Origin of the sequence: Sphingobium sp. 15-1 (assembly GCF_013375535.1) — a bacterium.
In the GTDB taxonomy this organism is placed as follows: domain Bacteria; phylum Pseudomonadota; class Alphaproteobacteria; order Sphingomonadales; family Sphingomonadaceae; genus Sphingobium; species Sphingobium aromaticivastans.
Map to the genome: position 1 here is coordinate 2856429 of NZ_JABXJG010000001.1, position 24722 is coordinate 2881150.

25 protein-coding genes and 1 pseudogene are annotated in these 24722 nt (G+C 57.7%); 9 read left to right on the top strand and 17 right to left on the bottom strand.

The window, feature by feature from the left end:
- The first annotated feature begins 7 nt into the window (after positions 1–7).
- From HUK72_RS13615 to HUK72_RS13625, 3 genes are read left to right on the top strand one after another with little or no spacing between them, the layout of a single operon-like run.
- On the top strand, positions 8–223 hold the full coding sequence (locus HUK72_RS13615) for a DUF2274 domain-containing protein (RefSeq protein WP_176597238.1): 216 nt from the start codon (positions 8–10) through the stop codon (positions 221–223).
- The gene (locus HUK72_RS13620) at positions 220–534 is read left to right on the top strand and encodes a DUF736 family protein (RefSeq protein ID WP_176597239.1); all 315 of its coding nucleotides are present in this window, start codon (positions 220–222) and stop codon (positions 532–534) included. Before HUK72_RS13615 ends, HUK72_RS13620 begins: the two co-directional genes overlap by 4 nt.
- Before the next feature lie 2 nt (positions 535–536).
- The gene (locus HUK72_RS13625; protein ID WP_176597240.1) at positions 537–770 is read left to right on the top strand and encodes a helix-turn-helix domain-containing protein; all 234 of its coding nucleotides are present in this window, start codon (positions 537–539) and stop codon (positions 768–770) included.
- Between the two features lie 149 nt (positions 771–919).
- Here HUK72_RS13625 and HUK72_RS13630 read toward each other — a convergent pair whose 3' ends face one another.
- On the bottom strand, positions 920–1840 hold the full coding sequence (locus HUK72_RS13630) for a hypothetical protein (protein ID WP_176597241.1): 921 nt from the start codon (positions 1838–1840) through the stop codon (positions 920–922).
- A complete protein-coding gene (locus HUK72_RS13635; RefSeq protein ID WP_176597242.1) occupies positions 1837–3282 on the bottom strand; it encodes a glycosyltransferase in 1446 nt (481 codons plus the stop codon). The genes HUK72_RS13630 and HUK72_RS13635 overlap by 4 nt, the downstream gene beginning before the upstream one ends.
- A 332-nt stretch (positions 3283–3614) precedes the next feature.
- Between HUK72_RS13635 and HUK72_RS13640 the strand changes: the two genes are divergently transcribed.
- The gene (locus HUK72_RS13640) at positions 3615–3902 is read left to right on the top strand and encodes a hypothetical protein (protein WP_218035970.1); all 288 of its coding nucleotides are present in this window, start codon (positions 3615–3617) and stop codon (positions 3900–3902) included.
- A gap of 45 nt (positions 3903–3947) precedes the next feature.
- Here HUK72_RS13640 and HUK72_RS13645 read toward each other — a convergent pair whose 3' ends face one another.
- The 4 genes from HUK72_RS13645 to HUK72_RS13660 form a co-directional block, all read right to left on the bottom strand.
- Positions 3948–4283 (bottom strand): hypothetical protein, encoded by a 336-nt coding sequence (locus tag HUK72_RS13645; RefSeq protein ID WP_218035971.1) that lies wholly within the window; start codon positions 4281–4283, stop codon positions 3948–3950.
- Between the two features lie 93 nt (positions 4284–4376).
- Positions 4377–4979: a hypothetical protein gene (locus HUK72_RS13650; protein ID WP_176597244.1), complete on the bottom strand. Its 603-nt coding sequence runs from the start codon at positions 4977–4979 to the stop codon at positions 4377–4379.
- A 135-nt stretch (positions 4980–5114) separates the two neighbouring features.
- Positions 5115–6437: a type II toxin-antitoxin system RelE/ParE family toxin gene (locus tag HUK72_RS13655; protein ID WP_218035972.1), complete on the bottom strand. Its 1323-nt coding sequence runs from the start codon at positions 6435–6437 to the stop codon at positions 5115–5117.
- The gene (locus tag HUK72_RS13660) at positions 6409–6696 is read right to left on the bottom strand and encodes a ribbon-helix-helix protein, CopG family (RefSeq protein ID WP_176597246.1); all 288 of its coding nucleotides are present in this window, start codon (positions 6694–6696) and stop codon (positions 6409–6411) included. The genes HUK72_RS13655 and HUK72_RS13660 overlap by 29 nt, the downstream gene beginning before the upstream one ends.
- A gap of 281 nt (positions 6697–6977) precedes the next feature.
- Between HUK72_RS13660 and HUK72_RS13665 the strand changes: the two genes are divergently transcribed.
- Entirely contained in the window at positions 6978–8273 is a 1296-nt protein-coding gene (locus HUK72_RS13665) for a glycosyltransferase family 2 protein (protein WP_176597247.1), read from the top strand.
- Positions 8248–9216 (top strand): glycosyl transferase, encoded by a 969-nt coding sequence (locus HUK72_RS13670; RefSeq protein WP_176597248.1) that lies wholly within the window; start codon positions 8248–8250, stop codon positions 9214–9216. Before HUK72_RS13665 ends, HUK72_RS13670 begins: the two co-directional genes overlap by 26 nt.
- A 111-nt stretch (positions 9217–9327) precedes the next feature.
- Here the strand turns inward: HUK72_RS13670 and HUK72_RS13675 are convergent, their stop codons facing one another.
- The 7 genes from HUK72_RS13675 to HUK72_RS13705 form a co-directional block, all read right to left on the bottom strand.
- A complete protein-coding gene (locus HUK72_RS13675; protein WP_176597249.1) occupies positions 9328–10569 on the bottom strand; it encodes a class I SAM-dependent methyltransferase in 1242 nt (413 codons plus the stop codon).
- Positions 10570–10571: 2 nt separating this feature from the next.
- Entirely contained in the window at positions 10572–11543 is a 972-nt protein-coding gene (locus HUK72_RS13680) for a GDP-mannose 4,6-dehydratase (RefSeq protein ID WP_176597250.1), read from the bottom strand.
- 7 nt (positions 11544–11550) lie between these two features.
- Positions 11551–12600, bottom strand: a complete 1050-nt coding sequence (locus HUK72_RS13685; protein WP_176597251.1) for a glycosyltransferase — start codon at positions 12598–12600, stop codon at positions 11551–11553.
- Complete coding sequence (locus HUK72_RS13690; RefSeq protein WP_218035973.1) at positions 12597–13382, bottom strand: FkbM family methyltransferase; 786 nt, start codon at positions 13380–13382, stop codon at positions 12597–12599. Before HUK72_RS13690 ends, HUK72_RS13685 begins: the two co-directional genes overlap by 4 nt.
- A gap of 21 nt (positions 13383–13403) precedes the next feature.
- Positions 13404–14945: an oligosaccharide flippase family protein gene (locus tag HUK72_RS13695; protein WP_176597253.1), complete on the bottom strand. Its 1542-nt coding sequence runs from the start codon at positions 14943–14945 to the stop codon at positions 13404–13406.
- On the bottom strand, positions 14929–16023 hold the full coding sequence (gmd, locus tag HUK72_RS13700) for a GDP-mannose 4,6-dehydratase (protein ID WP_176597254.1): 1095 nt from the start codon (positions 16021–16023) through the stop codon (positions 14929–14931). Before gmd ends, HUK72_RS13695 begins: the two co-directional genes overlap by 17 nt.
- 274 nt (positions 16024–16297) lie before the next feature.
- A complete protein-coding gene (locus HUK72_RS13705) occupies positions 16298–18082 on the bottom strand; it encodes a hypothetical protein (protein ID WP_176597255.1) in 1785 nt (594 codons plus the stop codon).
- A gap of 139 nt (positions 18083–18221) precedes the next feature.
- Here HUK72_RS13705 and HUK72_RS13710 point away from each other — a divergent pair, with 139 nt between their 5' ends.
- Entirely contained in the window at positions 18222–18464 is a 243-nt protein-coding gene (locus tag HUK72_RS13710; protein ID WP_255325720.1) for a type II toxin-antitoxin system RelE/ParE family toxin, read from the top strand.
- Positions 18465–18858: 394 nt separating this feature from the next.
- Entirely contained in the window at positions 18859–20208 is a 1350-nt protein-coding gene (locus tag HUK72_RS13715) for a site-specific integrase (RefSeq protein WP_255325721.1), read from the top strand.
- Between the two features lie 180 nt (positions 20209–20388).
- On the opposite strand, the pseudogene HUK72_RS13720 reads toward HUK72_RS13715, so the two are convergent.
- The 4 genes and pseudogenes from HUK72_RS13720 to HUK72_RS13735 all read right to left on the bottom strand — a co-directional run.
- Positions 20389–20775: pseudogene (locus tag HUK72_RS13720) on the bottom strand (flavin reductase family protein); the annotation flags it as partial.
- Positions 20776–20927: 152 nt separating this feature from the next.
- Positions 20928–21956, bottom strand: coding sequence for a 4-hydroxy-2-oxovalerate aldolase (dmpG, locus tag HUK72_RS13725; protein WP_176592408.1), 1029 nt, complete (start codon positions 21954–21956; stop codon positions 20928–20930).
- Positions 21953–22897: an acetaldehyde dehydrogenase (acetylating) gene (locus HUK72_RS13730; protein WP_176592409.1), complete on the bottom strand. Its 945-nt coding sequence runs from the start codon at positions 22895–22897 to the stop codon at positions 21953–21955. The genes dmpG and HUK72_RS13730 overlap by 4 nt, the downstream gene beginning before the upstream one ends.
- A 4-nt stretch (positions 22898–22901) precedes the next feature.
- Complete coding sequence (locus HUK72_RS13735) at positions 22902–23687, bottom strand: 2-keto-4-pentenoate hydratase (RefSeq protein WP_176592410.1); 786 nt, start codon at positions 23685–23687, stop codon at positions 22902–22904.
- A gap of 86 nt (positions 23688–23773) precedes the next feature.
- Between HUK72_RS13735 and HUK72_RS13740 the strand changes: the two genes are divergently transcribed.
- On the top strand, positions 23774–24541 hold the full coding sequence (locus HUK72_RS13740; RefSeq protein WP_176592411.1) for an IclR family transcriptional regulator: 768 nt from the start codon (positions 23774–23776) through the stop codon (positions 24539–24541).
- Positions 24542–24722 lie beyond the last annotated feature (181 nt).

Sequence of the window (24722 nt, forward strand, 5' to 3'; positions counted from 1 at the left end):
CAAGCCCATGCTGAAACTCGCCAGGCTTCCCGACCGCACGCCGGTCAAGATAGCGCTCGTCGTTACGCCCGATCTCGCCCATGCGCTGGCCGACTATGCCGCTCTCTACAACCGGACCTATGAGGACAAGGCCGAGGTGGCCGATCTGATCCCGGCCATGCTGGACAGCTTCCTCGCCAGCGATCGCGCCTTTGCCAAGACGCGCAGGGAGGTGACGCCATGATACGCCGGAGGATCATCGGCCGCTTCAAGCGGTCGAAGCAGGGCGGGTGGGAAGGCGAAATCCAGACGCTGACCGTCCAGCGCCATATCCGTCTTGTACCCAACGACGATCGCGTGAGCGACAACGCCCCTTCATTCCGGGTCATGCTGGGCTGGCAGCATGTTGGCGATGCATGGGACCGGCAGTCACGAAGTGATCCGCCACGCGACTATCTGCGCGTCAGGATCGACGATCCTCTTTGCCCGATCAGCGGCGCGCTGTTCATCGACGAGGAAGCAGGCACGGCCCGACTCATGTGGGAGCAGCGATAGCCATGATCGAGCAAACGAAACCCAAACCCTCGGACTATGTCGTCGTCGATGCCGTTGTGACGAAGCCGCTGGCCGTTCGCGTTCCGCAGGCGGTAGCTATGCTGGGGATTAGCCGATCGAAACTGTATGAACTCATACAGTCCGGGGAGATAGAGATCGTCAAGCTCGGGCGCGCTACCTTGATTCCGGTGGAGATCCTTGCCCGGTTTCTGGAAAGCCATCGTCACCCGGACTAATGGGAGGTCGTTGTGGCAAGCAGGAATATCTCGTGCTGGCGCTGGTGTGTGCGGACCGTTCGATGGCGAGGTTTGGTGGTAAGGAGACAACCCGCTTTTGGGTCAGATAACCAACGGACCTGCCATTACACCCTGCCTTGTCAGGAGACCTAAAACCTTTTCCCGACACCCAGCATCAGTTGGCCATAATCGTAGATTCCCGTGCGTAGAGGGGTGTTGCTGTATTGAGCCGCTGCCTTAATGAACCACCCGCGTCTGTTCGCCGGGCTGGTAATTTCAGCCGTGGCGAACCGGGACTGCGTCCAGTCAGTCACGGCATCGCGCTGACCGCCGATGCCAGCCGCCAACAGGTATCGCCAGCCACCGGAATAACGCCGCATCTGGACCACGGGAAGGATTTGAAGATAATAGCGAGGAGAATAATAATCGAATTCGCGGGGGTGCGTACTGTGGTAATAACGCGATCGTAGCTGGAAGCTGAGGCCCCAATCCGATTTGATCGAATGGGTATATGTTCCCCGGGCGTGAAGACGAACATTCTTACCTGTGAATTCCTGGACGCCACCCACAAGCGTGAAGCCGTTATTCTTGTCTATCGGCAGGTCGAGCGCAGCACCAACAAACGTATAATAAATGCCTTCGTCCACACCACGCGGTGTTTCGACAATGTCCCGCTCCACAAAATATTCCTGGCGGAACCTGGCATTATTATGGATGCTGGCAGCACCAAGCACCGTATGCCCGTCCGTGCCGATCTGGCTGGTCCACGCCCAATCCTTCCCTTTGTCGGCATAGCGTAGGAAACCGCGTTCCCGGGTTCTCGCCCGTTGACCGAGCGGCTTGTACCAGGCTTGCTCATAGCGGACACCCAGAAGCTGCTCTTCCCCCAGATATTTGAAGTCGAGATTCACACCTGCGCGATACACTTCCGTATTGTCCGCGTCGGTCGAGGCGAACAGATCGGTGCTCACGGCGTGACTGAACGGCTGATCGTCAGCCGATTGAGCGAAAGCGGGGGCGCCACAGAAGCCAGCGACAATGATTGTAGCGACGACATGGTTGGTATTCATTTTGTGTCCCACGCTTTACGCAATCCTATTAGTTCAACGATATAGCCCCATACGCACACCGGTTGCATGAGCAGGCTGTAGGCAAGGGCATAGAAAAGAAATCCACCGCGATTTCGACGGACCTTCATGCGCTCGCTTTCAAACACATCTTTCTGGATTCGAAATATGACCGTGTTCCAAAGCGCGGCAAGCGGCAGGACCGCCAGCGTCAATGGCCCCGCGATCCAGAAATAGCCGAACAGCGCGAGGATGATTCCTGGAATGAAGACGAAGGTGTAGACCAAGTCTAAAGGCAGGAAGAGGACATTCCACCAGATGAACAGCGTCGTCATCCGCATTTTGAAAAGCAGCGGCCAATAGAGCTTGAACGCCTCCATCAACCCGCGCGACCAGCGCTTCCGCTGAAGCGCGAACTGGCGGAATTTTTCGGGTGCATTGGTGAAGGCAAAGGCATTGGCGGCATAGCCGATACGCGCCCTGCGAGCCAGCATGGCCCAGGAGACGACGATATCCTCGCCTACCCTTTCCGGCCACCCTCCGACCTCTTCCAATGCCTCACGGCGATAAAGGGAGAAAGCGCCCTGCGCGACAAGCGTGCCGTGGTACATGCCCTGCATACGCTTGACGGCGGCAATGCCGTGGAAATAGTCCCACTCCTGTGCGCGGGTGAGCAGGTTGACGCGCGAATTGCGCACCATCACGGCTCCCGCGACGGCTTGTGTGTCGGCAGGATCCGAAAGCAACCGTCCGACAATATTGGTCAAGCCGTCACTACGTACCCAGGAATCGCCATCTACCGTGGCGATCAGGTCATGACGCGCGGCAACAAGTCCATCGTTGAGGACGGCGGATTTTCCCCGATTCTTCTCAAAATCCATCAGACGAAATGAGGCGTTGGGCGGTATCGAAAGCTTGCCGAGCTGTACCCGGACGATGTCGGCCGTATTGTCGCTCGATCCATCGTTCAGGATGATGACCTGATAGGGGCCGGTATAATCCTGCCTTGCCAAGCTCGTCAGCGTGTCAGCGATCCCGGCCGCTTCGTTATAGGCCGCTACCAACACGGTCAGGCCGGGATATTCGGCTATCGGTCGTAGTGGCGGCTTGCGATCAAGCAGCAGGGTCGAGATGAGAAAGGCATTCATGAACCCGGGCACATAGGCAATGAAACCGATCACGATCAGCGCAACAGCCCATCCCGCGACCATGGCCAGATCGTTTAGCCAACGCTGGGAGAGCCATATGCTGAGAGTGGTCCAAGCCACGGCGATAGTGATGGATAGAGCGAATTTTGCACGAACCGACAGATAAAATCGACGCCGTTCCGCTTCGAACTGCCGTATTTGTTCAGGGGATACGTCAACAGGAGGTTCGAGGCCTGGCTCGTCAAAGCCATCCCGCGTCAATTCACTGCCCTGTGGATGAGAAAAAATATCGTCCATGCAACCGGGCGATAAGTGCAATAAATTCCGATATGGTTAACATCTTCGCAAAATGGTCTCGTACTCTGGGCAATTCATTTCCACCTGCCGTTTTCTCCTTGGGGGCGCGCATCATTGCGCGCTATTCAGTGGTGATCGGATCTCGGCTAGGTCAACCTTACGGCAGTCCGCTTTGAGATCACCGAAGGCGAGGCCAAAATGGCAAGAACTGGTCGCCTGACGCTGGCCGGCTTTCCACTGCGCCAACCCGCAGGATTTTGGTATGGATCGGGTGGTTAGGCGACAGTCCGGTTTGAAGCTGACAACGGCTATAGCCGACCTTGCTCGCGATATTGACTTACGACATGATCCGATTGGTGGATCACGAAGGATATAGGAACCCGGCTACAGGCGCAGGGCGGATTGGATGTGCAGTCGCATCCATATTCGGCATCGTTTTTGGTTTGCCGTTCTTCTTCATCGCCACCTATGCAAGTGGCGGCTGCGAAGGCGCTCCGCAGCCATGCAAAAGCGATAATACATGGTTCTGGCTCGCGCTGCTCATCATCGCGCTTTCATGTACAGGTGTGGGATTGCTGACGCGCAGTACTATTCTGCGCTTTCAACGCCGCAAACGGTAAGGTTGGGTGGTTAGACGACAGTCTGGTTTCGTCCAAGAACGGTAATTAAACGACGTTCCGATGCGTGCGTTGCGACTGCCATTCCACCATGGCGACCAAGGCGATCACCAAAAGGCAGACGATGCGCCAGCCGCTGGAAATATCGATAAAAGGCATAAATAGCGGCGCAAGCGAGGCGATGAAGAGAATGCCATTTTCCTTTCGATGCCGTCTCTTTTTAAGAAAAAGGGAAATGGCGATGCCGCTGCCTACCAGAACCAGTATCGCGTAGAGCGCCGTAGAGACCACGGCGGAGCCAGCGAAATGCCTCAAACCGGCGCAGGCGATGCTGAGCAAGGCGACTGCTAACCAAATGTCACGCGAAGGTTTCAGCCAAGCCATTCAACGGCTTGTAGCGTCAGGTGGTGTGTCTGCAATTGCGAAATGGAATTGCTTTCGGGAACGGCAATTTTTGGTCGTTTTTGTACAGACAGCTTACCGAGGCGGCGAGCCAGGGGCGGCGGTCTCATTTCCGAGGAAGCCTAGCGGATAGCCCGAGGCCGTAGCTGCGTTGGTAAGGCACCACAGGGTTTCCTCATCCAATGCGCCAGTGGCAAGCGCGCTGTCGTTGAATGTCGCCATACCGTTTAACGCTTTCAGGGTTCCGGCGGCTTTTGGCCCGCAAAGGTTCTCAAGAGAGCGGGCAAAAGCCGAACTGTTAGATTGCTTCGGATCGTAGGTCGGCAAGCGAGAGAGCAGCCCCTTCTTATCCAACCAAGCCATCGCATCAGCTTTTCCCTGTTCACGCGACAGGTTCCAATATAACGGCTGATACGCCTTCTCTATAGGCGGGCGAAATGTGACATAGTAACTCGACGCGAGAGAGGCGAGCGCCGCACATCGCAGTTGCTCATCAGAGATTGAGGCATCGTCCAGAACTACGATCAAATCTTCTTGGAGCGTGTCATCGAATTTCGAAGCGACCTTTTTGAACCCACATGCTGCGGTCCGTTGTATCGCTACTTCCGGCGTCACCAACACATGTGGCGTATCAAGCGCGCCAGCGAGCAATAAAATTTCGATCAGCAACGTCTTCATTTGGGCGTTGTGCCTGCGTAAAATTACGTCTGCAAGTGGTCGCTTGCAGATAGGCAGCTTAGCGGAGGTTGATCACCTCTCATTTGCAGATGGGTCAAAATGATCGGAGGACGGCGTAGGCGAGGCAGAACCCGTTTAACCTGCTAGGCGCTCCTCGCAGATGATCTTGGTCAGGGATTGCAGTTCGGTGATGCGTTCGGTCAGCCAGTCCAGTTCGTCGTCATCGATCTTGTAGTGCGGTGAATAGCGGGCCTTCACATAGGCGGCGCGCAGCAGCTCGTAGCAGCGCTTGCCGAATTTGGTCTCGGTCTTCCAGATACCGATCAGGCGTTCGTCAAGCTGCTCTGCCCGTTTCGATAGGAAGTTCAGATTGTGCGATTTCGGCTGATACAGGATCAGGACCAGCATGATGCAATAATAGGCGCGTTCCATCGCCTGATGGAGGTTGAACGCAGCTATGTTGCGCCACTTCTGCTGTTCTTCTAAGTCATTTTCTGACCATGCATCCTGTCGGGCATGTTGAGCCATCCGAAGCCAACGCCTCACTTCTCCAAACTCATCGTGATAGTAGAGTTCGGCTTCTTCGCGCGCCTCTTTCTCGGTCAGTTCGCCGGGCTTTTCGAAAGGAAAGCCTGGCTCCTCGAACAGCGCGATCCCTTCCTTGACGATATCGACCCAGAAATAGCGGCCACGCCGGAGTTGGTGGTTCACATCGTCAAGGCTATGGATGATGAGGTTGAGCGGCTGCGGCCAGCCGCTGGCCGTCAGCATGTCGACCATGCGGTCTTCGGCCTTGTCCCAATAGCGGGCGGCGTCGGTCAGATCCTCATGATCCACCACCACCAATATGTCATAGTCGGAGAAATATCGGCCGACCGGATCGACCACCTGCTTGCCGCGAGCGTAACTGCCGAACAGGATGATCTTGAGAATGCGGCCATTGCGCCGATGCTCCGCCTTGCTGCCGGTGGTCGCCTTCTCGAATTCTTCAAGCAGGATTTTGACGGCGCTCTCCATGTCGCGCTGAGCGCGGCGGGGCAGATTGGCGATACGGGCTTGCAGATCACTCACGGGCTTGACCATAGCCTCCACCAGACGGGACGCCACCGTCTTTTCCTTCGGCTTGCGCTCGACTCCCGCGTCTTCCGCCGTAGGGAAGCGGCGGCGGTTGTGGAGCAGGCGTAGGATGATGACGGCATCCTCCTCGATCCGGTAGACGAGGATGAAAGGCGTGTCGGGCACCGGCAGTTCGCGAGCGCCCGCTATCCGCCCGACCCGTGACAGATCGGGATCGATCGCCAGTTGCGCCACTGTCGCACCGATCGAATTCCCCATCGCGATGCCGACATCCCGGTTGAGCTTCAGCAGATAGTCGAGTTGACGGGCACGCTGGTCGCGCGCCTTTGGCAGCCAGAAGACGGGGAGAGGATCAGGCGTCGTCACTATGGCCCGTCTCATCGATCCGCTGCCGCCATTCCGCCTCTATGGCGCCATTGGACAGGCCATGCCGGCGCGTCCTGTCAGCTTCATGCATGGCGTCACCGATCTCACGACGCTGCCAGCGCTCATGGGCGGCCGCTTCGTTATGATTTTCCACCGCTTCCCGCATCATCCTGCGGAGGATTTGCGCCGCGGACAAATCCTGCTCTTCGGCCATGGCGTTGAACGCCGCCTTCAGCGTGGAATCTACCCGAAAGGTGAAGGTTGTGTCCGTCATTGCCTTATTCCTGCCGCTCCATACCATGTTGTTATCGACTGTAACACATTATGGATTGGGGATTGCCGCATGAATTGTATTAGCGTTCTTCGCTAAGGGCTATACAGCTTATCGGTGGGATGTCTCGAAAACGAATGGAATGCGACGGCCTGAAGGTGGAAAATGTCTGTCTGCGACCTAATCATAGATTAACCATTTCTTTCATTCTGTCGTTCATTATGATCGCTTGAATGCCATCCAGTAGCGCTTGGGAAAGCATCGTCTCGGGAAGAGGGGTATTTATGGGGGACATAAGATTAGCTCAGGGAGCGATTTCTCCTCCGATTTTCGCCACTCGCCTCGCTAAGGCAGGTAAATCAGAATTCGGGCTGTCAATTGTCATACCCTGCTTGAATGAACGTGACAGTCTGCCCCATTGTATCGCCCAAGCAGCACGTGCAATTGAGAGTGTGGCGGATCTTTACGGTCTGGTTGGTGAAATCGTCGTTGCGGACAATGGCTCGACTGACGGCAGTCAGGCTATTGCAGAAAATCTAGGTGCACGCGTAGTGCCGGTGACTCGCCGCGGTTATGGAGCAGCGCTGATTGCGGGGTGCGAAGCCGCTCGAGGACAGTATCTTTTGATGGGAGATGCCGACGGAAGCTATGACTTCACGGAAGGCGTCGCCATGATCGAGCGACTTCTGGATGGCGCGGATTTGTGCATAGGCTCGCGCTTTGAGGGCGGTATCGCACCGGGCGCTATGCCGTGGAAGAACCGTTATATCGGCAATCCTGCTCTGACCGGGACGCTGAACCTACTTTTCGGCACGAAAATCGGGGATGCCCATTGCGGATTGCGCGCCATCAGCAAAGAAGCATTTCAAAAATGCGGATTGACCTCCACCGGGATGGAATTCGCCAGTGAAATGATCATCAAGGCGTCTCTAAAACAGTTACGTATCGATCAAACACCAGCAACTCTATCACCTGACTTGCGCAACCGGGAGCCACATCTTCGACCGTGGCGAGACGGATGGCGGCATTTACGTTACCTGCTGATGCTGAGGCCGACGCGGGTGTTCGGTTTGCCTGCTCTATTCGCATTGATGTTCGGGACGATATTGCTGCTTGCCTCCAGCGTGCAATATTTTAGTCCCGGCACATTTCCTCAAATTGGTTCTTATTGGACGCTGCTCGGCTCCACATTGGTTGCATCGGGGCACATGGCGTTCATCATGACCTTGATTGGCTGCTTATGCGGCATCCGTGCGGGTTATCAGCCGTCCGGGTTGTTCAGTCGGTTGATAACTCGATTCACCAACCTGGAGGGGATGTTGCTGATGGGTCTGGGCCTCGTGATTGTTGGCCTTATCATATTGATCGCGGTAGCCGTCGGTTGGGTTCAGCGCAATTTTCAAATGACGAGCTCAATCCTTCCTCCAGTCTTAGGCGCCTTGGCAATCACGCTCGGTCTCCAGACAGCACTGGGCGGTTTTGCCCTCGCGATTGTCGGTGGAAATGAGGCGCATTTCTTCGGTGATTTGCGGAAGCGATCTAAAAAAAACGAGCATGATGATCATGACGCCTTGGCTTAGCGTTATCATTCCCGTGCACATGGGCGAACGATTTCTGCCAGCGACATTGGCTAGCGCTGCCGCCGAAGATCCCGTTGGTGTTGAATTCCGTATATACAATTCTGGCGAAGATGAAGGTGCTGCGCGCCGCGCCGCAGCCCCATATTTCGACCGCATGGACATCATCTGGGAGGATGTACCGCATCTTCAGCCATGGACTGCCAAGACCAACAAGGGGGTTACGGAAGCGCAAGCCTCCCACGTCATCATGCTCCACCAGGATGATCTATGGCTAGCCGGCCATTTGACCGCGGTTCGCAATGCGCTGAATTCCTGGCCTGAAGCAACGATGTCGATCGCGTCGTCGCGTTTTGTAGCGGCGGATGGTCGCCTGTTGGGGGCTTGGCGACTGCCTTTCGCTCCAGGGGTACATGATGGGCATGCTCTGTGGAATATATTGCTGGTTCAGAACAGCATTGCCATTCCGAGCCCTGTCATAAGGCGCGACGCTTGGCTGGCGTGTGGCGGAATGAATGAAGCCCTTTGGTATACTGCAGACTGGGATCTCTATCTCAAGCTCATGAAGCTGGGCGAAATTGCGGTTCGAGAGAGAATTACTACAGGCTTTCGTGTCCATGGCGGTTCATTGACCATGAAGGGTGGTCGTGATCCAGCCGCATTTCGGGATCAATTCGAAATTGTCTTGAGAAATCATTCTGAGGCGATCGAACTCCTGCCTTTGGCAACGAAACAAAAAGTTCATGCCTCAATCACCGTGAATTGCGCCCTTGCTGCTGCGTCCTGTGGCGATTTTTCTGGGCTGACGTCAGCGCTTTTTGCAATCGTCAAGCTTGGGCCACGCGGCGCGGTGAGGTATGTTCAAAAATCTCGGATTTTCGACCGCTTAGTGTCACGGCTTGAACTAATTCTCCTTCAGAAAACGAGTCGGCAGGTAAGAAACTGAAATGAGTGCCCTTATGTGAGAGGGCTTTGCGGCGCGTTGCGCTTAACCCGGCTGTCTCCCCATGAGAACGTAGATAAACGTCTGCCGTCTCGTCGTCGCGCTTAGCGATTGCTAACGTTTCGAGATTGAGAATTCTGGAAGTGGAAATACGAGAGCACGGTTAACGAACGAGGAGGATCGCTCAAAAAAAGCGTGAAAGTGCCACGGCAACACCAGAAAATAATCAGGATTTTGTTCCAACAAACTACGCTCGGAGACGATGGGAATGAGTGATCCCGGTGTAAATGAACCAAATTTATCAGAATTTACTTCACCAATAGCGTAAATATCATCGGCGGTTAATCCACAATATTGCAGGATTACGTTTCCTTTCGTCGATGCCCCAAGGCCAGCAATAATTCTTCCTTCTGACCGAGCATTGGCCACGAATGCGCTGACGGTCTCTCGCGCACGCTCGACTCGATTTCTAAAGGCCTGGAAAGGTCCTAAAGTATCCAAGCCAGCTTTGGTCTCGTCATCGAGTATCTGCGCTACCAGACTATTCTGCTGCTCATACTTGAGAGCCTTACGAACGGTAACCGAAAAGCTCCCTCCATTTACGTCGTTGAACTCGACGTCCTCAATCTTAAGTCCCGTGCGCACTGCCATCCACTGGATTTGCCTGAGTGCGTAGAACTCCAGGTGCTCGTGGCAGACCGTATCGAAAGAATTGGTCGCGAGCATGCTCGGCATATAGCTCTGCTCGAACACCCAGATCCCATCGTCCGCTAAGATATCGCGCACCTCAGCCATGAACGCCATGGGCGCTTCAAGATCGTAGAACATCGAAAACGAAGTCACGACCTTGGCTTTCCGATCACCAAACCGGCTGCGGACCAGTTCGGCAGAGAAAAAATCCGGAATCAGTTCGATGTGCGGCGGGTAGTAATCGCGAAATTTGGAACCCGTCGGATCGACACCGGCAAGTTGCAGCCCCGGCTGCACATAGGCTTTTAGGGTCGTTGCATCGTTACTGCCGATGTCGATGACTAGATCACCTGGCTCGAGTAGAATCTGACTCGAGATTCGTTCAACCTTGCGGTTGAGGTGAGCGACCATGCTGGCGTTCAGACCCGAACGATAGCCATAATTCTCGCCGTACATCTCATCGAGCGCATAACTATGTTCAAGTTGCAGCAAGCCACAGGCGTGTTCGGCTTCGCCGACGCACTTCAGAAGGCGCAGAGGACCGCGTCCGACCTCCTCCTCCTTAGTGCGCGGAAAGACGCCGGTCAGCGCCTGCTCCCCAAGGTCCAGCACGCGCTCGAGATTGGAATTTCCGCAGATCCTGCAGCGCTTTATTTGGGTGTACATTCTTACCTCGGTCTGTTCATGGCTTGATCGAGCCGTTCCAGCTCCGCGTCGACCATAATGCGGATCAGGCCCGGAAAGTCGATCTCGGGCGACCAGCATAATTGATGTTTCGCTTTGGACGCATCTCCTACGAGGGGAACCGGCTCGCTGGGTCGGAAAGCCTCTGCGCTTTCGCGAACGTAGCGCCGATAGTCCAGGCCGACGCATTTGAAAGCCAGATCGCAGAGTTCGCGTACCGAATGAGCCTCTCCTGTAGCGAGGACATAATCGTCTGCCGCCGCAGCCTGCAGCATCAACCACATCCCTCGCACATAGTCACCGCTGTAACCCCAGTCGCGCCGGGCGTCCAGATTGCCCAGAAGCAACGCGTCCGCCAAGCCGAGCTTTATGCGTGCGGCGGCTTGGGCAACCTTGCCGGTAACGAACCCGGGACCGCGGCGTGTGCTCTCATGGTTGAACAGAATGGCGGAGCAGGCGAACAAATCGTGGCGGCGGCGATAGATGCCGACTATCTCATGGGCGTAGAGCTTTGCCGCGCCATAAGGGCTGCGGGGCCGAAACGTGGTGGTTTCAGACTGCGGGCTTTCCAGCGGTTCTCCAAATAATTCGCTGCTGGACGCCTGGCAGAATCGGATGGAAGGGTCCGCGCTTCGGATCGCCTCCAGCATGCGGGCGACTGCCAAGCCGTTTATGTCGCCGATCCCAACCGGATCGTCGTACATGGCTGCTCCGGATGCATAGGCGGCAAGGTTATAGATTTCGGTCGGACGCGCGGCGCGCAACAGGGCGGTGAACGCAGCTTCGTCCTTCATATCCCATGGCACGAGATCGATGGACGGATGCGCTCGCGCCCGGGCGCCGGCCGGATCGCGAGACGTCCCGATGACCCGGCACCCTTTCTCCAACAGGAACTGCGAAAGGTGCCAGCCGTCCTGGCCGGTGACGCCGGTGATGATCGCGCAACGATCGGTCATGGCTGGATCATGGCAGCGGCGGCTCCAGTCGACCCAACCAGAAGCCGGCCAGAAAACGGCTCGCGGCATTGGAATAGCGGCTGCAGGCGACCAGGTCGTATGCCACCGCCCCGCCTCCCTTGCCGACCAGCGCCAGGGCAGTCACTCCGATCAGATTGGCCAGCCGCCCTGGAAAAGCGGCCGCCAGGCGCGGAATGAGACATTCGTAACCCGCGAGTCGATCAGCGAAATAAAGCTCATATTCGGCCCGCGAGTATGCGCCAAGCGCGCGGTAGCCCAATAGCCACCAGAATCGCCGCCAGGGTTCGCGCGGCGTTACCTTTTCCTTGGCTACGTCCGAATAGCCGTCGAAGCTCCAGATCAGCGACGGCCACTTAAAGGCCCAGATCTCGAAACCGCGCGGCCGCCACATAGCGTTGCCCGCGCGAATCCGCACCAGCGGCTCGGCCAGGATTTTCGCCAACCCTATGCCGCGGCTCTGAAAGATCACGCCTACATGGATGAATAGCGAGCCGAAATAGGGCTCCCGCCTTCGGGAAACCCACAGGTCCCTGCGTACGATCACTCCGCCAATGAACGACAGGCAATAGCCCGCATCCGCCAGAAGGTCTTCGGCGTCCTCCGCGCCATATCGGCGCTCGCCACTTAGCGCGAGCCGACCGGACTGCAAGGTGAGGTTGAGGGTGCGGTCTCGTACTTCGGCGTCGACGACCAGCAGGTCGACCGCGCCACCTTCCAGGGCGTCGAGAACACGATCTACCGCGTCTGGGGCCAACAGGTCATCGTCCGGGAATAGCCAACAATGCTCACCTGCTGCATATTCAACCGCCCTGTCGTAATCGCCATCGACACCCGAGTTCTTAGTCTCGCGGAAATATCGTATCGCCGGAAACCGTTCAACATAGGGCGCGACTACCACTGCGGTGTCATCAGGCGAGGCTCCATCGACGATCACGACCTCGACACCGGGTCGAAGCTGGGGGATGATCGAATCCAGCGTCTCGCTGATGAAGGCAGCCCGGTTATAGGTGGCGATACAGATCGTTAGCTGCATCATGTCCCCCGGCGTCGGCCGAGCAGGACGTTCCTGAGGAAAAGCGCGCCCGGAACACGTCGCAACACAGGCGCAATAGGGGTCACGGCTTTCAGCGCCAAGATCAGCGCCCTACCGCAAACCATGGAAGGATAGTAAGCGAGCCGCTGTACGGAACCCGTGAGCGCCCGGTTGGAGACGTGTGCGTACCAATCGTTAACGCCCGTGCGCCGGAAGCGGACATACCCCTGGGCATTGAGGTGATCGCGCACCGTGGACTCCCAAAAGGGCGAGTTGTCCTCAACAATCAGAATCCCTGGCCGCCAGCGATTCAGCGAGAAGCCCTTGAGCAGTTCAAGCTCATGGCCTTCGACGTCGATGGAGACGAAGTCGATGCCGCCGCTCGGTTGCGCTTCATCAAGGATGTCGTCCAGCCGTCGCGTGACGACCTCAACGGGGTCCGTCCGGAATCCGTGCTCCTTGAGAATCTGCGCTGGCTTTCGCTCGTCTCCGAGCGCGGATACCGCGTGCGACTGCTCGGCGCCGGAGGCAACGTGGAGAATTGCGGTTCCAGAGGCGCTCGAGGCTGCACATTCGAACAGCTGAGCCTTTCGTTTTGCGCGCAGTTCGCGACATAGGGCGGGGTTCGGCTCCACCAGAATGCAGTCCCAGCCGAGTTCCTCGAAATGCAGGGTCGTGCTGCCGTCGACGCCGTTATTGGCGCCGACCTCGACGCAGACGCCCCGGTGTTTGCCCTGGAACAGCTTTTCCAGGAGACGGTCTTCGCCGAACTGGGAGTAATACATAGCGTCCATGCTTCCCATGCTCTATGCACTCGCGTCAAGAAGTGGCGGCCGGAAGGCAAATGTTCGTCGGGCGAACTCTACCATGCCGGGAGTCAGCAAGAAGATCGCCAGGAAAGCTACGCCAGCAAGGGTCAGCCCGATGGCCGTGGCTGCAGCAGCAGGCAGGTCCAGCGACCGCAACGCCAAGCCCCCACCACCGACAATGACCAGACTGGCCAGGAGGGGGGCGCCCACGTCGCCGCCCAGCCAGCGCAACCCGATGCCCGGCAGCAGTTTCCGGTGCGTGAGCCAGGTCCCCAAAAAAAGATAGAGCAGGTTGAGGATAGCCCAAGCCGCTGCCGCCCCGACAACACCAAAGCGCAGCGACAGCAAGACAAGCAACGGCGCAAATATGATCAGCAAAGTGATGTTGATCACCATGGGGAGGCTGGATTTTCCGAACGCCAGCTGTAGCGCATAAGGAAAATGCATGGCGCTGTTGAGGGCGGTGCCGAGAAGTAGGAATGCCACCACGACGGGCAAGCTTTTTGCGAGTTCCGCGTCGCCAGTCCAAAAAGTAAAGATCATGGTCGAGAACATCGCCACAAAGGCCGCGACCGGGAACAGCACCGCCATGAGCAGCCGAGTCCCCAGCCGGTACAGTTGTTCGATCTCGTGAAGGCGGCCGGCGGCATGCAGCGACGACATCTGCGGATAGACCGCGCTGAAGGCAGGGGCCGTCAGGACGTAAAGGCTGCGCGCGGCGATGCTTGCCAGGGTATAGCGGCCGAGATCGGTGAGAGGGACGATCTTGCTGAGCACGATCTTGTCGCTTTGCACGAAGATCGCCCCCAAGATCGCTGTCACGGCGATGCCGGCCGAGAAGCGCCAGATGCGTTGCACACCGCCTAGGTCAAAGCGCGGCCGTCGTTCCCCCTGTTCTCGGAGTACACGCCAAGCCGCCGCTCTGACGACCAATATATTGATCATCGCGATCAAAGCCTGCCAGATAAAAAAGGCCTCAATGGTCGGTGAAATCAGGGCGAGGATTCCAACCACCCCAAGATTGGCAGCGGTGACCATCGCCATCTCGATCCCGCTGGCCAAGCCCATGCGGCGCGCTCCGATCAACACACCGAGATAGAGGCAGAGAGGGAAGCGGCAGGCCACGGTGAGCCCCATGAGCGCTAGCACATTGGAAAGCGTGTCGGCGTCGATGGAGGCGCTCAGCCAGTGCCGGGAAATCCAGGGCGCGGCCGCCCACATTCCCGCAGCGATCGCGGCCGCGGCCATCCAATATCCCAAGGCGAGCGTGTGGAGCAGGTCCCGAACCCGCGCGCGTTCATCTTCGCTCGCGGCTCGCGCTACCTCTCGATTGATCGATTGCGAAAGGCCCAGATCGAGTACCGCGAACATCGCCTGTAGCGCGGTGTAGAAACCGATCAGGCCATAAGTCTCGACCCCCAGATAATGGAGGTACAGGGGAACTGTACAAATGGTGACGATCGCTGTCCAGGCAGTGCTGGCGACCCCGGCCGCCAGATTCCATCCCAATCTTGCTTCGCGCTCACTCGTGATGGTCATGAACCTGGAAGCCGTGCTTTTTGACCAACTGGTCCCGTTGCGCCGTCTTGAGGTCCTCTTGCACCATCTCGCGCACCAGTTCGTCGAAGGTCGTCACTGGACTCCAGCCGAGAATCTCGCGGGCCTTGGTCGCGTCTCCGAGCAATGTTTCGACTTCAGCCGGGCGAAAATAACGCGGGTCCACGCGGACGATGCAGCGGCCCTGGCTATTGTAGCCCTTTTCCTCGAGCCCTTCGCCTTCCCAGCGTATAGCGATGCCGAGTTCTGCGCCTGCTGCAGTCACAAAGTCCCGCACACTATGCTGGACTCCCGTGGCGATGACGAAGTCCTCGGGCGCGTCCAACTGGAGCATACGCCACATGGCTTCGACATAATCCTTGGCATGCCCCCAGTCCCTTCTTGCGCCCAAATTCCCGAGGTAAAGCGTTTCCTGAAGGCCCAGCTTTATGCGAGCCAATGCGCGGGTGATTTTTCTTGTGACAAAATTCTCGCCGCGTAGAGGCGACTCGTGATTGAATAAAATCCCATTACAGGCGTATAACCCGTAAGCTTCTTTATAATTTACCGTAATCCAATAGGCGTAAAGCTTCGCTACGCCGTACGGGGATCGCGGATAAAAAGGCGTCCGCTCTGTCTGAGGCATCTCATGGACTTGACCAAACAGTTCGGACGTTGAAGCCTGATAGAAGCGCGTATGCTTTTGAAGGCCAAGAATTCTTATCGCTTCGAGGAGCCGCAGCGTGCCCAGGGCATCCGAATTGGCTGTATAGACTGGCTCCTCAAACGAAACGGCGACGTGGCTCTGGGCAGCCAGGTTGTAGATTTCGTCCGGCTGCACCTGTTGGATGACTCGGATCAGATTACTTGAATCAGTCACGTCGCCATGGTGCAGGAAGAACCGGACATCTTCTTCGTGCGGATCGCGATAAAGATGGTCGATGCGAACGGTATTGAAAAGGGATGCCCGCCGTTTGATTCCGTGAACGATGTAACCTTTGGATAGCAGAAGTGCTGACAGATAGGCTCCGTCCTGGCCCGTGACGCCAGTGATGAGTGCTACCTTGCCGTTTTTCTGCATGACGTCCCCATTGCGTACGCTCAGACGCCACATCCCCCGGTGCCCAAGCAATGCGATAGTCTAATCACTATTTCCTAATGAATTTTGTCCGGTCAGGATAAAATTCAAAAAGTAACGAACCAAAGCATTCCTTCGGGCTGCGGTTCGTACGAGCGATACTTCTCCATCAACCGAGACGAGGATGTACGCGTAGGAGCGGCGTTGTCAACGCTTGGTGGCATTTTCGATCAGCGCCTTTTTTAGTGCCGCTGCATAGTTGGCCCGCGCTAAATGTCTATTGAGAAATCAGTTGGACTTGGCATCCCGCTTTTTCAAACGGAGCTCTGATCGTATATAAATCTGTACTGGCCAAAAGCTCCGGCTTGTTTCCGAAATAGGCCCATGTTGGAGCGTAAAATGCATCGGTACCCAACGCGATGGTGATGCCACGCCTGCAGATGCGTCGAGCCAGTAATTGGGTATCTTCGATATTTTCTAGCGCCAGGCGGATTGGTCTGTTGGAAAGGTTTGGTTGATTGAGCACAAGGTCGTGCGTCAACGGGCCGGCCGTAGCCTTGATGAGGAAGTAATCTGCGCCACTTTGACTGATCCGCGCGCTCGCGTGAGCAAAGGGCGCATAGCGGGCGTGGGCCATCCATGCCTGGATGGGCAAAAGGATCAACAGACTCGCGGCCGTCGCTCGCAGGACCACGGGACGCAATTCCTCATGCCGGGCTGTCAGTTTCTTCCAGCCAAATAGGGCCAGCAGCACGCCATTCCCAAGAACCCCGTGGAGATACCGATAGCCAAAGCCGATCCCTTGATACGGTAATATGATCGCCATCACAAAGATGGGCAGTAGGAAACTCGCTGCAACGGCAGCCGCAAAACGATCCTCGCGCACGGCGCGAAAACCGACCGCCATGAGGGGAAGAAGGAAAAGATGCTGCCAGGTGCAAAAGCGCAGCATGTTCGCCGCCGTAAGCGTCGGATTGGCTATTGTGAGGGAAAATACCTGAAGTAGCCTGGACAGATAATCTGTACCCGCGGCAGCCGTAATCGATGCTGGACCTGCTACAAGGCTGTGAATGAAAATGGGCCATGAGAGCCAGAAAATGCCAATGGCGCCATAGCCAAGCGAGAAAACGGCGAACCTCGGCCATCGGCGCTCGAATAAGGGCAATAGCAGGAAAGGCGCGACGAACAGGGGATGAAAGAGCGGCTGATGCAAGCCGGTCGCCACGAAGCCCACCAAGAGTGCCAGTCCATCGCACAGACGGCGGTCAGCAAGAAAAAGCCGCAACCAGAGCAGGTTGAAAAAAAGATGGGCCGGCATGGCATAGGCCGTCATCCCTGTAATCACGAACTGGCCGGAACCGAGCAACAGTAGCGCGGCGATCGTGGGGGCTTCCCGATCTTCCGGCCAGAGGCGTTTGGCGATACTCCAGATCAGCAGCAGCGAACCTGCCGTCAGCAAAGGTCCGGTCAGCGCGGGATCAGCAATCATGCCGACTGCGGCACGGAGCGCTGCATTAAAAGGTAGATAAGCCGAAACCCATGCAATCGGCTGCCCGACCGGCAGCATGAACTCAAGGTTGAGGGCGGCAGCATCCTTTTGCCATTCCGGAGGCAAGGGCCAAGCAAGGCGGCCATGCGAGAAGATCGCGGCGTCGAAGCTCGCCATCTGCTCATCTCGGCTGAGGTCATAGCCCATGAGAAGCAAGCGGTGCCCCAAATAGCATAAGATCACCAAAGCAAGGGCGACAAGCAGCATATGCCGATCACGAAGCCGCCATTCCCGCGACATCGGACGGACTGAGACAAAGAGTGGAACGGACAGAACTAGGAATGCTTCGAGCAACCAGAGATCCTGTTGCACCAGAAGTTTTGTGGTCACCCAGAGGAGCCGAACCTGAGGTATGAACAAAGCGATTAAAAACAGCACGACCATCGCTATCAGGCATTGCACTGTGATTCGCAGCAGGGATTGAGAAGCTGCTTGCCCTTGCGCTTTAATCAACCGTTTTTCGTTGATGATCTTGATGCTGTTGTTAATCCGTCCGCGGATGTGGTGCATCACTGAGGGTCTCTATTTCTTGCTTCGCTCGGTGTGTATCTGACACATATTCAGGTTATACCAAAGCTATCTCTGAGCTGCATCGAACCATCTCTTGCCGGTCAAATGAAGATCCCCTGGACCAGCGGCGCCGTCGGGCCTTGTGCGTCTGCACGAGCATCTCGGCCCGGTCGCACCTGAGCAGCCGCGTGCGTGGTCCAGCAGTTCGCCCGCGCGCCGGAACGGTTGCTTTGATCATCTCAGGATCGGTGAGACGTTGGAGGCCTATGAGCTGCGTGAGGTCCACCGGATCATCGTTGGCAGTTACGAGATCGCGGCCGGGATCATCTTCATCCTGCGCCCCTGGCGCTGCCGCGGGAACCGCAGCTTCGAATCGGACGGGTGAGGATGGGACCGACCGAAAAAGCGCTGTGATGTAGCTGGAGGATTTCACCGGACGCGGGTGCACTCCGACGGTCAATTTCACTCGGTGGTAGACGGGTGGTAGACGAGCCGAAAATGAAAAAGGCCGCCAAACGGCGACCTCTTTAACTTCTTGATTTCCCTTGGAAATCTGGAGCGGGCGAAGGGATTCGAACCCTCGACCCCAACCTTGGCAACTTCGATGAGCGGCTTCTCCAAGCTTTCCGAGCCTACCCCATACTACGATTTGTTCAGTAGTTATTGATATTTAGCCTATCCTATCGTATCCTGCTGCTGGACGCAATTGGGCGTCCCGTGGAGACAATTTGGAGACAAAGCCCCTTTCGACGAGCTTTGTCTCCAACTGGAGGATCACGATGGCAACCAGCAAACTGACCAAGCGCGCGATCGATGCGCTCGTGCCGCCGGCGAAGAAGCAGGCTGTCCTTTGGGACACGGAGGTGAAGGGCTTCGGCGTGCGGGTGCTGCCGTCCGGCCTCAAGACCTTCATCGTCCAGTATCGCAATGCCGAGGGCATCAAGCGCCGTATCAACATTGCGCGCTATGGCGTGCTGACCGTCGACCAGGCGCGCGATCAGGCCAAGCTCAAGCTGGCGGCCGTCATCGGCGGTGAAGACCCCGCCGACGAAGTTCGCCAAGCGCGAAAAGGTATGACGGTCGAGGAGATGTGCGATTGGTATCTGACCGAAGCGCGGACGGGGAACATCCTCGGCCGCAAGAACCTGCCGATCAAGAAATCGTCGCTCGACATGGATGAGAGCCGGATCAGGACACACATCAAGCCGCTCCTAGGCAAGCGGGTCGTGAAGCATCTGACCATCGCGGATGCCGAGCAGATGCAGACCGACGTGAAGGACGGGAAGACGGCGAAGCCGCGCAGCGGCGGCCGGGGTGGTATGGCGACCGGCGGCGCCGGTGTCGCGGCGCGCTGCGTGGGCACGCTCCAGGCCATCATCGGACATGCGAAGCATAAGGGCCTGCTCGACACTCATCCGACGCAGGGTGCGAAGAAGCTGGCTGGTAAGAAGAGGACGCGGCGTCTGAGCGCCGCCGAGATCGTGATAATGGGCAAGGCGATAGCCTATGCCCAGCGCAACGGCGAGAACCCCGTCGCTCTCGGTGTGCTGCGCATGCTGCTGCTGACCGGATACCGCCGGGAAGAAGCTCAGGCGATGCACCGCGCCTGGGTCAACGGGGCTGCTGGCTATGTCGCGTTCCCGGACACCAAGGGGGGTGCGCAGCTTCGGGCGATCGGCCCTGCGGCTGTCAGGGTCATCGAGAACCAGCCCGGCATCGTGGGCAATCCGCACGCCTTCCCCTCGGAAGTCGGAACGGGGCCGTTCACGGCGGTCAGTGCCTGCATCCAGCGCGTTTGCGCACTGGCGGGAATCGAGGGCGTCACACCGCACACGCTGCGCCATACCTTCGGCAGCGTGGCCGGTGAGCTAGGTTTCTCGGAGCTGACGATCCGCGCCATGCTCGGCCACGCCTCACAGAATGTTACGCAGGACTATGTCCACATTGACGAGGCACTGAAGCTCGCCGTGCGGCGGACATCGGATGAAATCGAGCGGCTGCTTGCTCTGGGCGCTGCGAAACTAGAGACGATGCGGCTCGCCGCTTGGACCACAAAGAGTCGGGGTCGATGCGGCCACACCGCCGGATTCGAATCCCCATGTGGGAGCGTGATGGTGCGAACTGTGTAAATCGAAAATTGTGAGAGACGGAGCAACATGCTTGCGCGGCGGGCGATGGCGACGACCAGAACTGGATCTTCCGGCCTCGCTCACTGTGCGGGCTTCGATAATCGCAAAGTTCAACTTGCTTGGAGGACGATCGGACTTCGTCGCTCCAACCTGCCTGATCCCGATCAAATTACCCGCTAATCACGCATGATCCCGACCGGGAGGCAGAGCTTCAAAACTGCCGTATAGCCCCTTAAAAAACAGGAGCGGATAACCGGGAGGTCCTTCCTCCAGATATTCCACAAAACCAATCACGATTTCATGGTCACCTGCATCATGTATTTGCGAAATCTTACAGCCGACCCATGCTAACGCTCCCTCCACTCGCAGGAAGCCGTCCTGCATCGACAGGTTCAGACCCGCTATCGCTTCGTTGGGCTCTGCACGAAAGATGGACTGGCACAAATCAATATGCTCGATCGCGAGAACGTTCACGCAGAATTTCCCGGTCTCCCGAATAGATGTCCAACTCCTCGATGCGTTAGACGGCATAAAGGCCACCAAAGGGGGGTCGATGGAAACGGAGGTGAATGTTCCGACAACCTAAGTAATTGGCCGGCGCATTTCGTCACCAGATATTATAACACAAACGCTGGTTGGATGGTTACCGAGGACACGGCGAAAGTAACGTTCGTCTATTTTTATATGGGCGATGTGCCCTTCCGGAATTTCCGAACTCATCACGATTTCCTGGCCGTCATATCAAGTGCGACATCGACAATCATGTCTTCCTGGCCACCGACCATTTTGCGTTTACCAAGTTCGACCAGAATCGCGCGGGTATCGACGCCATATTCCACACTCGCCTTCTCTGCATGACGCAGGAAGCTGGAATAAACGCCGGCATAGCCCAACGTCAGCGTTTCGCGGTCAACCCGTACCGGGCGGTCCTGCAGCGGACGCACCAGTTCTTCCGCCGCATCCATGAGCGCGTAGAGATCGGTGCCATGGTTCCAACCCATCCGGTCGGCGGCCGCGATGAATACTTCGAGCGGCGCGTTACCCGCTCCCGCGCCCATGCCCGCCAGCGAGGCATCGACCCGGATCGCGCCGTTCTGCACCGCGACAATGCTGTTGGCGACGCCCAGCGAAAGGTTGTGGTGCGCGTGCACGCCGCGCTGCGTCTCCGGCTTGAGCACCCGGTCATAGGCCTGGAGCCGCGCGGCATAATCGTCCATCGACATGGCCCCGCCGCTGTCGGTGACATAGACGCAATGCGCGCCATAGCTTTCCATCAGCTTGGCCTGGCCGGCGAGCGCGTCGGGCGGCGACATATGGCTCATCATCAGGAAGCCCGACACGTCCATACCAAGCCCGCACGCGTATTCGATATGCTGCCTGGCGACATCAGCTTCGGTGCAATGGGTGGCGACCCGCACCGAGCGCACGCCCAGCTCATAGGCATGCTTGAGATCATGAATCGTGCCGATGCCAGGCAGCAGCAGGGTAGTAAGGACGGCATGTTCGAGCACCTCGGCCACCGCGCCGATCCAGTCCCAATCGGTATGGGCGCCGAAGCCGTAGTTGAACGAGGAACCCGACAGCCCGTCTCCATGCGCGACTTCGATGGCATCGACTTTCGCCCGGTCAAGCGCCCTGGCGATCGCCTGGACGTGGTCCAACCCGTACTGGTGGCGGATGGCGTGCATCCCGTCGCGCAGGGTGACATCCTGGATATAGAGCTTGGTGGTGGTCGGATCGAAGCTCATGCCGCGCTTCCTTCATGCATTCTGGCCGCCATGCGTTCGGCGGTCCTGAGCGCCGCCGACGTCATGATGTCGAGATTGCCGGCATAGGCCGGGAGATAGTGGGCCGCGCCCTCCACTTCGAGGAAGACGGAGACCTTGAGCCCGGTGAACTCGCCGTTCATCTCGGGAATGCGTAGCGGCTGGTTCGAACCGATATGCTCGAACTGGACCTCCTGCTTCAGCCGATAGCCGGGAACATAAGTCTGCACCTGGGCGACCATGTCCTTGACCGATTGCGCGATTAACGCCTGATCGCCGTCCTCGCACAGGCAATAGACGGTATCGCGCATAATCAGCGGCGGTTCGGCCGGGTTCAGCACGATGATCGCCTTGCCCCGCGTCGCTCCGCCGACATCGACGATTGCCTGGCTGGTGGTTTCGGTGAACTCGTCGATATTGGCGCGGGTGCCGGGCCCGGCGCTCTTGGACGCGATGGACGCGACGATCTCGCCGTAATGCACTTTGGCGACGCGGTTGATCGCATGCACTATAGGAATGGTCGCCTGGCCGCCGCAGGTGACCATGTTGACGTTGGGCGCGTCGAGATTGGCGCTGCCGTTGACGGGCGGGATCGTATAGGGGCCGATGGCCGCAGGCGTCAGGTCGATCACGCGCTTGCCCGCCGCGCGCAGCAGCGAATCGTGATGCTTGTGCGCCCCGGCCGACGTCGCATCGAACACGATCTCGATCTCAGAAAATTCCGGCATGGCGATCAGGCCTTCCACGCCCCCGGGCGTGATTGGCACGCCCATGCGCCGGGCCCGCTTCAGCCCGTCGGATTCGGGATCGATGCCCACGAACGCGGCCATCTCTAGCGTGTCGGACAGTCTCATGACCTTGATCATCAGGTCGGTGCCAATATTGCCCGAGCCGATGATCGCGACTTTCGTCTTCGTGCCCATAATCCTAGCTTTCGTAAGTGAAACCGACGGAGCCGAGCCCGCCAATTGTGGCCTTCACGCTGTCGCCCGGCTGCAGCGCCACCATGGGACCGAGCGCGCCCGTCAGCACGACATCGCCCTTGCGCAGCGGCTCGCCGCGTTCGGCCAGCGTGTTGGCCAGCCAGGTCGCCGCGTTCAGCGGATGACCGAGGCAGGCCACACCGGCACCGAGCGAGGCCACGGCGCCGTTGACTTCCAGCGCCATGCCGCATGTCCAAAGGTCCAGCCCGGCAAGCGGCTTGCGGTCCTTGCCAAGAACGAACATCGCGGAAGAACCGTTATCGGCGACGGTGTCGGCGAAGGTGATTTTCCAGTCCGCGATCCGGCTGTCGACGATCTCGATGGCTGCAACCACGCTCTCGACCGCCGCCGCAAGCTCCTCGCGGGTAACGGTGTGGGCTGGAAAATCGTCGCCAATGACAAACGCGACCTCGGCTTCCGCTTTCGGTTGGAGTAGCCTGCCTGATGGCAGTGCATCGCCATCAGGCAATTCCATATCCTCGAACAGGACACCGAAATCCGGCTGATCGACGCCGAGTTGCTGCTGCACCGCCTTCGCTGTCAGCCCGACCTTGCGCCCGATAATCCGGCGTCCCGCCGCTTCCCAAAAGCGCGTGTTGATAGCCTGGATGGCATAGGCTGCTTCTACATCACGGGGATCGAGGTCATCGCGCATCGGGGGAATTGCCTGACCGGCATATGCCTCGCGAAGCCGCGCGGCCAGATCGTTCCAGATGGATGTGTTCACCATCGTCACTCCTAAACAAGATATCGCTAGTCGACGTAATAAGGAGTCTGCGCTGGCTCAATCACGCTTTACTCCGTATAACTCACGAAATGAGACAAGGTACACCCAGGCTAAACTCGCTCGATCGCTCGCTGGACCTCCTCGAGTGCATCATTCTCGATCAAGGGCGCAGACCGGCGCATGAAATCGGGCGACAGCTCAACCTCAAGCGCGCGACTGTCTACCGTATAGTCAAGTCTCTTGAGGAATTTGGCCAATTGCGCGCGTGTCGACGAGGCCATTATGTCGCCGGGCCCCGGATTTTACATATGCTGGCATCGGTCGATCCTCATCACATTCATGCGGAAATTGCACGACCACTGATACGGAAACTTGCCAAATCGGTGGGGCATACCGTCCATCTGGGCGTCCTGGAAGGAGACATGACGACCTACCTGGTCAAGGAAGGGCGTGTCGACGACGGCTTGCTCACCCGCGAAGACATGCAGCTCGAATCCTATTGTTCCGGCATTGGCAAGGTGCTGCTTGCCTATCTGTCCGAGGCGGACCGGCAACGCTATTTGTCCGGCGGACCTTTCGTGCGCTTGACGCAAAATACTATCGTTGATCCGGACGCGCTTCGCGAACATCTGCAAACCGTCAGAGCCTCGGGCTATGCAATCGACGATCGCGAGATCGCTCCCGATCTTTGCTGCCTGGCTGTCCCCATCTTGCAACCCGATCGCTCCGCTACGCTGGCTCTATCCGTCTCAAGCATCGATCAGCGGAAGTTTGAGAAATCCCACGACGCCCTGCTTCGAAAGCTCACGCAAACATCAGAGCAAATTGCGCGGCGTTTATGGGTTGAGACGGTCTGAGTCCCGCATTCGATGGGGAAAGCTGAAAGCGGCTTTGAGCGGACTATCATCGGGTGACATTGCCTCTTGCTAAGGGCGCCATCCAGATGCTGGCGGGCGCCCATGGATTGACAATCTATCGATTCAGATGGATGTTATCGATAAATCGACATGCCGGGTCGGATCAGCAAGATCGCACGCC